Source organism: Cetobacterium somerae ATCC BAA-474, assembly GCF_000479045.1.
Classification (GTDB): Bacteria; Fusobacteriota; Fusobacteriia; order Fusobacteriales; family Fusobacteriaceae; genus Cetobacterium_A; species Cetobacterium_A somerae.
In genome coordinates this window covers 1-2,179 of sequence record NZ_KI518100.1, presented here as the reverse complement: position 1 = coordinate 2,179, position 2,179 = coordinate 1, and the positions used below count along the sequence as shown (strand labels likewise).

The 2,179-nt window shown below is 23.1% G+C and carries 2 protein-coding genes; both read left to right on the top strand.

The features are described from left to right. Nucleotides 1-1,132, top strand: a 1,132-nt coding sequence (locus HMPREF0202_RS03345; protein WP_040406241.1) for an MBOAT family O-acyltransferase, incomplete at its 5' end; no start/stop codon positions are given. Nucleotides 1,133-1,146: 14 nt separating this feature from the next. Continuing rightward, nucleotides 1,147-2,179 (top strand): hypothetical protein (locus HMPREF0202_RS03340; RefSeq protein WP_023051971.1); only part of this gene is annotated, 1,033 nt, incomplete at its 3' end.

The following is a 2,179-nucleotide window of genomic DNA, read 5'->3' as shown; positions in this document are numbered from 1 at the left end:
ATTTTATGTCTACAAACTTATTCTAACACCAAGTATTTTTAAAAGCAATATAATGCTTTTGAAATTAATATTACCATTAGGAATATCATTTTTTACATTCCAACAACTTTCTTTTATTATTGATAACTATAAAAGAAGGAATTTAAAAAAGTATGATTTTTTAAGTTATTGTCTATTTGTTACATTTTTTCCTCAATTAATAGCAGGGCCAATAGTATCTCCGGAAGAAATGATACCGCAGTTTGAAAATAAAAAAAATAAAGCAATAAATTATGAAAATATGAGTAAAGGATTGTATTTATTTTCAATTGGATTAGCTAAAAAAGTACTTTTAGCAGATTCTGTTTCTCCATTTGTAGATGCTGGATTTGATAAAATGACAAGTTTAACATTTATAGAAGCATGGTTAACATCAATTTCATATACAATTCAGCTTTATTTTGATTTTAGTGGGTATTGTGATATGGCAATGGGAGTGGCTTTAATGTTTAACATAATTCTTCCATTAAATTTTGATTCACCATATAAATCTACAAATATACAAGAATTCTGGAAAAAATGGCATATGACATTGGGAAGATTTTTAACTAATTATTTATATATTCCTCTTGGAGGAAATAAAAGAGGAGAATTAAAAACTTTAAGGAATTTACTGATTGTTTTTCTTGTAAGTGGAATATGGCATGGTGCGGGATGGAATTTTTTAATTTGGGGAGGATTTCATGGAATTTCTATATTAATTCATAGAACATGGAAAAATTTTGGAATGAAGATGCCTAAAATTTTAGGATGGATAATTACAATGTTTTTAATAAATATTTTTTGGATATTTTTTAGAGCTAATAATATAGAAAAAGCTTTAAAAATTATAAAAGGAATGGGGAATATAAATTCATTATCTGAAGGAATATCAATTAATTATAAAATGTCAATAATTTCTATTTTAGATAATAAAATAAGTTTAGCAATATTGATTTTAGGTATAATAATAGTTTTTTTATTAAAAAATAGCATCTTTAAGGTTAATAAATTTAATTTTAAAGTGAATAGTCTCATTGAGCAATCGTTTTATTTATTAGGAAGTATTTTATTTTTAAATAGAATAGCTAGCTTTTTGTACTTTAATTTTTAGGAGTGAGTTTTTATATGCAAAAAAATTTTTTTTATTTAGGAATAGGTTTGTTACTTGGAGGTTTGTTATTATTAGCATTATTGGTATTTAAGATTGATCCACTTCAGCAATTTGGGAGTAATGAGTATGGTAAAGGAGAGCAACGATTATTAAATCCAGGAATAGCAAAAAATTATAATTATAAAGTTGCTGTAATAGGGACTTCGACTTCTGAAAATATATTGAAAAAAGATTTAGAAAGATTATTTAACAAGGAGGCAATTAATCTTTCAATTTCTGGATCAACAAATTATGAACAAAGAAGATTATTAGAAATAATATTACAAGCGAAAAAAGTGAATACTATAATATATGGGCTTGACGTTTTTAGTTACAATACAGAATTGAATGAAAGTAGAGTTCCATTGCAAGAGTTCGTTTATAAAGATTCGAAAATAGCAAAAATTAAATATTTATATAATTTTGAAATTTTGAAAAATGTTTTAAAAGGAATTATAGAGGAAAAAAATTACAATTGGTTAGAAAGTTATAGTTATTGGGGAGATAATCATACTTATTTAAAAGATAAAGTACTTAATTTTAATTCTGACACTCCATGGGGATTTCAAAATACTAATGAGTTATCTGAATTAAAAAAAGGATATTCTTATAAAAAAATGAAAGAGAATTTTGATGAATTTTATAAACTAATTGAATTTAATCCGCAAGTTGAATATAAAATATATTTTCCACCATATAGTTCTATTTGGTGGTATTTTGTTGAAAAATATAATTGCTTAGAAGATATTTTAAAATTCAAATATTATGTTATAAATAAATTAAAAAATCAAAAAAATGTGGCAGTTTATGATTTTCAATTTAAAGAAAATATAACTGATAATTTGGATAATTATAAAGATGTTATACATTATGGACCAATGATAAATAAAGAAATAATAGTCACAATTAAAAATACTCCTAATTTATTAGAAGAAAATCCTGACTTAAATTATGAAATTAGACAAAAAAGAGAATATATAAAATTAATAAAAGAAAAATATAATTTAT